General features: G+C 52.3%; 6 protein-coding genes and 3 tRNA genes. 7 read left to right on the plus strand and 2 right to left on the minus strand.

Features of this window, described 5'->3' with window-relative positions; translation table 11 throughout:
- Positions 1-306: 306 nt before the first annotated feature.
- The 4 genes from HMPREF2959_RS00980 (at position 307) to guaB (ending at position 5,576) form a co-directional block, all read left to right on the plus strand.
- A complete protein-coding gene (locus tag HMPREF2959_RS00980; RefSeq protein WP_003710267.1) occupies positions 307-627 on the plus strand; it encodes a helix-turn-helix domain-containing protein in 321 nt (106 codons plus the stop codon).
- A gap of 48 nt (positions 628-675) precedes the next feature.
- On the plus strand, positions 676-3,234 hold the full coding sequence (gene glnD, locus HMPREF2959_RS00985) for a [protein-PII] uridylyltransferase (RefSeq protein ID WP_002236988.1): 2,559 nt from the start codon (positions 676-678) through the stop codon (positions 3,232-3,234).
- A gap of 90 nt (positions 3,235-3,324) precedes the next feature.
- Complete coding sequence (locus tag HMPREF2959_RS00990) at positions 3,325-3,786, plus strand: hypothetical protein (RefSeq protein WP_002213539.1); 462 nt, start codon at positions 3,325-3,327, stop codon at positions 3,784-3,786.
- A gap of 326 nt (positions 3,787-4,112) precedes the next feature.
- On the plus strand, positions 4,113-5,576 hold the full coding sequence (gene guaB, locus HMPREF2959_RS00995) for an IMP dehydrogenase (protein WP_002217182.1): 1,464 nt from the start codon (positions 4,113-4,115) through the stop codon (positions 5,574-5,576).
- Positions 5,577-5,650: 74 nt separating this feature from the next.
- On the opposite strand, the gene HMPREF2959_RS13105 is transcribed toward guaB, so the two are convergent.
- Both HMPREF2959_RS13105 and rnr read right to left on the minus strand, forming a co-directional pair.
- Positions 5,651-5,806: a hypothetical protein gene (locus HMPREF2959_RS13105; RefSeq protein WP_232616615.1), complete on the minus strand. Its 156-nt coding sequence runs from the start codon at positions 5,804-5,806 to the stop codon at positions 5,651-5,653.
- 108 nt (positions 5,807-5,914) lie between these two features.
- On the minus strand, positions 5,915-8,290 hold the full coding sequence (gene rnr, locus HMPREF2959_RS01005) for a ribonuclease R (RefSeq protein ID WP_002243523.1): 2,376 nt from the start codon (positions 8,288-8,290) through the stop codon (positions 5,915-5,917).
- An 88-nt stretch (positions 8,291-8,378) separates the two neighbouring features.
- On the opposite strand from rnr, the gene HMPREF2959_RS01010 reads away from it, so the two are divergent.
- The 3 genes from HMPREF2959_RS01010 (at position 8,379) to HMPREF2959_RS01020 (ending at position 8,716) form a co-directional block, all read left to right on the plus strand.
- Positions 8,379-8,465 (plus strand) — tRNA-Leu (locus tag HMPREF2959_RS01010).
- 35 nt (positions 8,466-8,500) lie between these two features.
- Positions 8,501-8,587 (plus strand) — tRNA-Leu (locus tag HMPREF2959_RS01015).
- A 38-nt stretch (positions 8,588-8,625) separates the two neighbouring features.
- A tRNA-Ser gene (locus HMPREF2959_RS01020) sits at positions 8,626-8,716 on the plus strand.
- Positions 8,717-8,894 lie beyond the last annotated feature (178 nt).

Consider the following 8,894-nt stretch of genomic DNA (forward strand, 5'->3'; position numbering starts at 1 on the left):
ATACAGCAGTCCCCTGCATCATCAGACGGCATATCCGTATAAACGGGTATGCCGTTTTTCTTTGCCGGTTTGCGAATCAAATCTAAATTGATTTGAATCAATACTCGATAACGGTTTTTGTTTGATAATACCGATATGAAATCTAGATTGCTTGTTTGCTGTTTCCCAATCTGTCTTGATGTTACCTCTTTCCTCTTGATGTGTGTGTGTTTGGGTGTGGCTGCCGCCACCCCTTTTTTTTGGCTTTTATGTGAAGTAAAATCCGTAACAGCAAATGCTTAACTTTAACCATTTATTTGGAAGCAAATGATGGGCAACAAATTGACTCTGCCTGCCGAACTGCCTGACGAACAGGATTTGCGGGCGGTATTGGCATACAATATGCGGCTTTTCCGCGTGAACAAGGGTTGGTCGCAAGAAGAATTGGCGCGGCAATGCGGTTTGGACAGGACTTATGTGTCGGCAGTCGAACGCAAACGCTGGAACATCGCCCTGTCGAATATCGAAAAAATGGCGGCGGCTTTGGGCGTGGCGGCGTATCAGTTGCTGCTGCCGCCGCAGGAACGGTTGAACCTGATGACCAATTCCGCCGATACCCGACAAATGCCGTCTGAAAGCGGTATTTGACCGCCGAACCATCCGTCTCCTTTTTTCCCGCCAATCGAAAGAATAAAAATGCCTGCAAACCTGTCTTCAGCACTGGAAACCTTCAAACAGCAGCGCGATGCCGCCGAAGCGCATTATTTGAAAGCCAACCGCGTGTCGGTATTTTTCAGAGAATACACGGCGGCAGTCGAAACCTTACTGGCGGCATTGTGGGCAGAGTATTTTCAAAACAGCGCGTTATGCCTGATGGCGGTGGGCGGCTTCGGGCGCGGCGAACTGTATCCCTGTTCGGATGTGGATTTGGCGGTTGTCTCCCCTGCCCCGCTTTCAGACGGCATTCAGGAACAGATTGCCCGGTTTGTTCAAACCCTATGGGACTGCAAACTGATGCCGTCTGTAAAAAGCGGCGGCATTGGCGAACTGTGCGAAAGCGTGCGCGACGATATTACGGGGGACACGGCGTTTTTAGAGGCCCGTTTTTTGTTCGGCAACCGCCAAACGGCGGACGAACTGGCGAAAAAAATGAACGCGCAGCGCAATGTGGCGGCGTTTGTCGAGGCAAAACTGGTGGAGATGGAACACCGCCACGCCAAATCGCAAGGTTCGGGGGCAGTATTGGAGCCGAATATCAAAAGCTGTCCGGGCGGTCTGCGCGACATCCACACCCTGCTTTGGATAGCGAAGGCGCAAGGCTTGGCGACCGACCTGCCCGACCTGCTCAAACAGCGGATTTTGACGCGTGCCGAAGCCGGTATGCTTTCGCACGGCTACCGCCGCCTCGCCCACATCCGCATCCATCTGCATTTAAACGCCAAGCGCGCCGAAGACCGCCTGCTGTTCGATTTGCAGCCGCAAGTCGCCGAAAGCATGGGTTATGAAGGCTTGAACCTCCGCCGCCAAAGCGAAGAACTGATGCGCGTGTTTTACCGCGCGATTAAAACCGTCAAACAACTGGGCGGCATCCTCACGCCTATGCTGCAAAGCCGCGTTTCCTCCACCCCGTTGCGCGTTACCCTGCGGATTGACGACGACTACATCCAAGTCAACAACCAAATTGCCGCGCGGCACACCGATATTTTTTTCAGACGGCCCGAACACATTTTCAAAATCGTCGAAATCATGCAGCAGCGCAACGATATTACCGCGCTCGAACCGCAAACCCTGCGCGCATGGTGGGGCGCGACGCGCAAAATCAACCGCAGCTTCTACCAAAATTCTGAAAACCGCCACCGCTTCGCCGGCTTTTTCCGCAACGGCAACGGACTGACCCAAACCCTGCGCTTCCTCAACCTCTACGGCGTATTGGGACGCTACCTGCCCGCGTGGGAAAAAATCGTCGGCCTGCTCCAGCACGACCTGTTCCACATCTATCCCGTGGACGACCACATCCTCACCGTCGTCCGCAACGTCCGCCGCCTTGCCTTGGATATGCACAGCCACGAGCTGCCCTACGCCTCTGCACTGATGCAGTCCTTTGAAAAACAAGACATCCTCTACCTTGCCGCCTTTTTCCATGACATCGCCAAAGGACGCGGCGGCGACCATGCCATACAAGGCATCGCAGACGCGCGCCAATTTGCCGCCGACCACTTCCTGACCGAAGAAGAAAGCGACCTGCTCGCCTGGCTGGTTGAAAACCATCTTCTTATGTCCACCGTCGCCCAAAAAGAAGACATCCAAGACCCCAGCGTACTCGATGCCTTCTGCAAACGCGTCCAAACCCACGAACGCCTCAGCGCGCTCTACCTTCTGACCATTTCCGACATACGCGGCACCAATCCCAAGCTGTGGAACGCATGGCGCGCCAGCCTGCTGGAAAGCCTCTTCCATGCCGCCGGACGCTACCTTACAGGCAACGGCGGCAACCCGCACACCCTCTTCGGCCGCCGCCGGCAGGAAGCCGCCGACTTACTCACCCGCGCCGCCGTCCCCGAAAAACAGCAGAAAAAACTATGGAACGCGCTCGGTTCCGCCTACTTCGCCCGCCACCAGTCCCGCGAAATCCTGTGGCACGCCGCCAACCTCGTACACGATTTTGAAACCCCCATCGTCCGCAGCCGCATCCTGCCCAAAAGCAACAGCTTTCAAGTCATGGTTTTCATGCCCAACGGCCCGCGCCTGTTCGCCCGCCTCTGCCGCATTTTCAGCCGCCACGGCTTCGATATCCTCGCCGCCCGCGCCTTTATCACCGAACACGACTACATCCTCGACACCTTCATCGTGCAAATCCCCTCGCAGCACGCTCCCGAAGACTACCCCGACATCCAAAGCGCGCTCGAAGCCGAACTCAACAGCTTTATCCACGGACACACCGTTGCCGAAATCTCCAGCCATAGCCGCCGCATCAGCCGCCGCAGCCGCTATATGCCGATCGCGCCAAGCATCACCATCACCCCCGAAGAAGACTACCCCGATTGGTACTCCGTCGAAATCACCGCCGTCAACCGCCCCTTCCTGCTCGCCGATATGGCGGAAGTCTTTTTCGCCCACAACGTCAGCCTGCGCTATGCCAAAATCTCCACACTGGATGAACGCGCCGAAGACAGTTTTACCGTTTTTAGCCTAGACCTGAAAAACCCAAAAATCCAGTCCTCATTGAAGCAGACGCTGCTGGAACAATTATCATAACGCCCGCCTTCAGACGGCATTCCGCCGCCACGCCGTATGCCGTCTGAAAGCGGGGGATATTGTAAATAATTTATTAATATAAGGATTTATATGAATATTATTATGGACTCAACAAGAAAATTTGGGATTTTATGGGAAGAAAACTCTGAATGTAATGGTTTTATTTATGGAAAAATTCAGATAATAATAGGAGAGAATATATATCCTAAGATATGCCCATATGGATATTTTACGCTAAATGCAGTTTTTAATAGTTTGAAGTCATCCTTTGAAGAGAAGTATTATGCAGGTGGAAACAATGGTTTAGATTTTGGAGAGCAACTATTTGATATAGATAAATATAATTCTCTGGAATTATGCAATATATTTTCTATTGATACTACATATATGAGTGGAGGGGGTAATTGTGAAATAGATTGTTTAGTATTAGAAATGGGATATTCTGGTGAGGAAGAGAGACTTTTTTATAGTTTTGACAATGGGAAAAACTTTAAAGAAATCAGGTATAAGAAAGGTACAGTTGAATCTGTTATTTTTCAATTGAATCTATAATATATGGGGCTGTAACTAGATTAGCAGATATGTTACCCTCGAAATATTAAGATAATATACTGAAAATTAAAGGAAAAAATAAATAAAGAACTACTCCGTTTTTTTGTGCTGGAAGTTACCGCCCGATATAGGGCTTCAATAACTGAGCCACTTACCAAAAATTAGAAAAAAGCTTTTCCTGAAATTGAAAGAACGGGAGCAACAGTGGTCGGCAAAGGAAAACCGGGCTATTCAAAGGGGACCAAAATTAAACCTGATAAACTGTCAAGCCGCCGGTAACGTGCTATAATGCCGTGCATCTTGCACAAACTGAAAGACCGAGCATTATGCGTATCGTAGAAAAAGCCTATACTTTCGACGATGTTTTGTTGGTTCCCGCACATTCGACCGTGCTGCCGCGAGACGTTAAACTTCAAACCAAGCTCACCCGCGAAATCACACTCAACCTCCCCCTGCTTTCCGCTGCGATGGACACTGTTACCGAGGCGCGCCTCGCCATTTCGATGGCACAGGAAGGCGGCATCGGCATCATCCATAAAAACATGCCGCCCGAAATGCAGGCGCGCGCCGTTTCCAAAGTGAAACGCCACGAAAGCGGCGTGGTCAAAGACCCCGTAACCGTTGCACCGACGACGCTCATCCGCGAAGTCTTGGAAATGCGTGCGCAGCGCAAACGCAAAATGTCCGGCCTGCCCGTCGTTGAAAACGGCAAAGTCGTCGGCATCGTAACCAACCGCGACCTGCGTTTTGAAAACCGCGTCGATTTGCCCGTTTCCGCCATTATGACCCCGCGCGAACGTTTGGTTACCGTCCCCGAAGGCACAAGCATAGACGAAGCGCGCGAACTGATGCACACGCACAAAGTCGAGCGCGTTTTGGTTCTGAACGAAAAAGACGAACTCAAAGGTCTGATTACCGTTAAAGATATTTTAAAAACCACCGAGTTTCCCAACGCCAACAAAGACTCCGAAGGCCGTCTGCGCGTCGGTGCGGCAGTCGGCACCGGCGGCGATACCGAAGAGCGCGTCAAAGCCTTGGTCGAAGCCGGCGTGGACGTGATTGTCGTCGATACTGCCCACGGGCACAGCCAAGGCGTGATTGACCGCGTGAAATGGGTGAAAGAAACCTATCCGCACATCCAAGTCATCGGCGGCAACATCGCCACTGCCAAAGCCGCATTGGATTTGGTCGCCGCCGGCGCGGATGCCGTCAAAGTCGGTATCGGTCCGGGTTCGATTTGCACCACCCGTATCGTGGCAGGTGTCGGCGTGCCGCAACTGACCGCCATTCACAACGTTGCCGAAGCCCTCAAAGGCACGGGCGTTCCGCTGATTGCCGACGGCGGCATCCGCTTCTCCGGCGACATCGCCAAAGCCCTCGCCGCAGGCGCGTACAGCGTCATGCTCGGCGGTATGTTTGCCGGCACGGAAGAAGCACCGGGCGAAATCGAACTCTACCAAGGCCGCTCGTACAAATCCTATCGCGGTATGGGTTCCTTGGGCGCGATGAGCCAAGGTTCTGCCGACCGCTACTTCCAAGACAAAACCGACAGCACCGACAAATACGTCCCTGAAGGTATCGAAGGCCGCGTGCCTTACAAAGGCCCGATTGTGAACATCATCCACCAACTGACCGGCGGACTGCGCTCCAGCATGGGGTATTTGGGTTGCGCCAATATTGCCGAAATGCACGAAAAAGCCGAATTTGTGGAAATCACTTCCGCAGGTATGAGCGAATCGCACGTTCACGACGTTCAAATTACCAAAGAAGCACCGAACTACCATCGCTGATTTGAACAGCCTTTTCAAGGCAAAATGCCGTCTGAAACCTGATTTCCGGGTTTCAGACGGCATTTTTTGTCTGTTCAAGGCAAGCCGCACAGGCTGATTGCGCGGACGGGCAAAGCAATTCGGACGGACACGCCGAAAGAATGAAAATGCCGTCTGAACGCCGTTTGCGCCCCGTCTGCCGAATACCGCCGGCCTTCAAAACGGCGGTGGAAATAAACGCAATCTTTCAATACGGGCGTTTCGATTGGCCTGAAATGATGCGCCGGCCGCCATATCAAAAAATCGGGCGGCGGCTTCGGGAAAGTATGCCCCGCCCTCCCCAAGCCACCCCGTCAGCATTATGATTTGCCTTTCCGTTTTTTTACCTTAATCGGAACCGGTTTCTTTGCCTTTTTCCCCGATTCTGCGGCGGCAGACGCGCCCCTTCCCCTTACTTTGCCGCCTCGGGCTGTTTTTTTCTCGGCGGCGGTTTTCGGTTTCCCTTTCCCCGCCGTCCCTGCCGGTTTGACAGACGCGGATGATTTAGCTTTCCGCCCCCTGCCGCTCCCCTCGGCAATCAGGACAAAATCGATTTTTCCATCATCCAAATCGGCACGGGCGACCCGGACGGCAACCCTGTCCCCCATGTTGAAACGGATGCCGCTGCGTTCGCCTTCGATTGCCATGATTTCGGGGCGGAAGTTGAAATAGTCTTCGCCCAAATCGCTGATATGCACCAAGCCGTCAATGTGGATGCCGTCCAGTGTTACAAAGATACCAAAACTGGTCATGCCGGAGATTTTACCTTCGAATACTTCGCCGACCTTATCGCGCATATAATAGGTTTTCAGCCAGTTTTCCACGTCGCGGCTGGCGTCGTCGGCACGGCGCTCACAGAACGAGGTATGCACGCCCAAAGCCTGCCAGCTTTTTTTTGGCGTGTAGGTTTGCTGATTCAACACGGCTTTGATGGCGCGGTGTACGGTCAGGTCGGGATAGCGGCGGATGGGCGAGGTGAAGTGGGCGTATGCTTCGTAGGCAAGACCAAAGTGTCCGTCGCAATGCGGTTCGTAAACCGCCTGTTGCATGGAGCGCAACATCATGACTTGCAGCAATTCGGCATCCGGCCTGCCTTTGAACTGTCCGGCAAGCGCGGCATAGTCTTTCGGCGACGGGTTGTCGCCGCCGCCAAGTTGAAGCCCCAACAGACCGAGCTGCTCGCGCAAGGCGGCGAGTTTTTCGGGCGTGGGCCCCAAATGGTTGCGGAACAATGCGGTATGCTTGTTTTTCAACAGAAAATCCGCTGCGCAAACGTTTGCCGCCAACATACATTCTTCAATCAGCTTGTGGGCATCGTTGCGGACAACGGGGACGATTTTTTCAATTTTACCGTTGTCGTCGAAAAGCATTTGGGTTTCGATGCTGTCAAACTCCACCGCCCCGCGTTCGAAACGCTTTTTCTGAAGGATTTTGAAGAGTTTGTAAAGCGTGTCGATTTGGGTTTTGAACGGATGCTCGATGCCGCCTGAAAGCCATTTCCAAACTTGGTTGTAGGTCAGGCGGGCATGAGAGCGCATCACGGCGGGGTAGAAGCGGTATTCTTTGATATTGCCCGCGTAAGTGATAACCATATCGCACACCACACACAAACGCTCGACATGAGGATTGAGCGAGCAGATGCCGTTGGACAGGTTTTCCGGCAACATGGGAATCACGCGGCGCGGGAAGTAAACACTGGTGCTGCGTTCCTGAGCGTCCGTGTCGATAGCGTCATCGGGGCGGACATAATGGCTGACATCGGCAATCGCCACGACCAGACGGTAATTGCGTCCGATTTTCTCGGCAAACACCGCATCGTCAAAATCTCGAGCCGTTTCGCCGTCTATCGTTACCAAAGGCAGGTCGCGCAAATCGACGCGGCCTTTCAAATCGCTTTTGCGTACATGGTCGGGAATTTTTTTCGCGGCTTTGGCACACGCTTCACTGAATTGGTGCGGCAAATGATGCTTGCGCACGGCAATTTCAATCTCCATGCCGCTGTCGGCATAATCGCCCAAAACTTCGATGATTTTTGCCACTGCCGGCCGGTTTTGCTCAGGATAAACCTCAATTTCGCCGACGATGACCTGACCGGATTCAGGTTTGAAACGCGCCACGCCGTCCGGTTCCAATACGATGCTTTGGTTCAGACGCTTGTCTTCCGGCTCCAAAATCGCCACGCCCCTATCCATATAGAAACGGCCGACAACTTTGCTTTGCGCGCGTTCGACAATATCCAGAACCGTCCCTTCGCGGCGGCCCCTACGGTCCATGCCGGCAGGACGAACAGTGACAATATCGCCGTGCATAATGCCGCGCATCTGGCGTTCATACAAAACAAAATCACCGTCTTTGGCGGGCGTGAGCGGCACGGCAAAACCGAAACCGTCCTTATGCGCCTCGATGCGGCATTTGACCAAATCCGATTTGTCCGCCGCGCAAACCGCGCCCCGACGGTTGATTAAAACCTGACCGTCCCGCGCCATCGCCTTCAGACGGCGTTCAAAAAAGACATACTCGTCTTCCGTAATCGACAGCTCGCGCGCAAGCGATTCGATTTTTGAAGGCACACCTTTGCGCTCCAACAATTCGATTATCCATTCCCGACTGGGCAAAGGATGTTCATAACGCTGTTTTTCACGACTTAAAAACGGGTCTTTTTCCCGTAAATTTAAAGATTTAATATTTTTATTCATTTGGACTGTTGACATTCTCTTTATGAACTATATAATAGCGACTTCTTTGCGGCAGGACACTGTACCGCAAAACAGCAAATAAAGCAAAGCCCGGGTGGCGGAATTGGTAGACGCGCTAGCTTCAGGTGCTAGTATCCTCACGGGTGTGGAAGTTCGAGTCTTCTCCCGGGCACCAAATCAAATGCTTTGCTTTATTTCAATATTTAGATTGCCCGGGTGGCGGAATTGGTAGACGCGCCAGCTTCAGGTGCTGGTATCCTCACGGGTGTGGAAGTTCGAGTCTTCTCCTGGGCACCAAATAATAAATTATCCCGATTGGGATAATTTCCGCCATTAGAGAGGTGGATGAGTGGTTTAAGTCGCACGCCTGGAAAGCGTGTATACGTGAATAGCGTATCGAGGGTTCGAATCCCTTCCTCTCTGCCAAATACAAATCCCAAACTTTTACGGTTTGGGATTTTTTATTATTCAAACAATAATTTCATTGGGAAAACCCGTTATTGTCTATAATCGTCATCAACCGCTTACAACTATCCGTTACCGTTTCTTTTATGGTATGTTTTGCGGTATATTTTATAGTGGATTAACAAAAACCAGTACGGCG

It is taken from the genome of Neisseria sp. HMSC070F02 (assembly GCF_001814225.1).
Classification (GTDB): domain Bacteria; phylum Pseudomonadota; class Gammaproteobacteria; order Burkholderiales; family Neisseriaceae; genus Neisseria; species Neisseria meningitidis.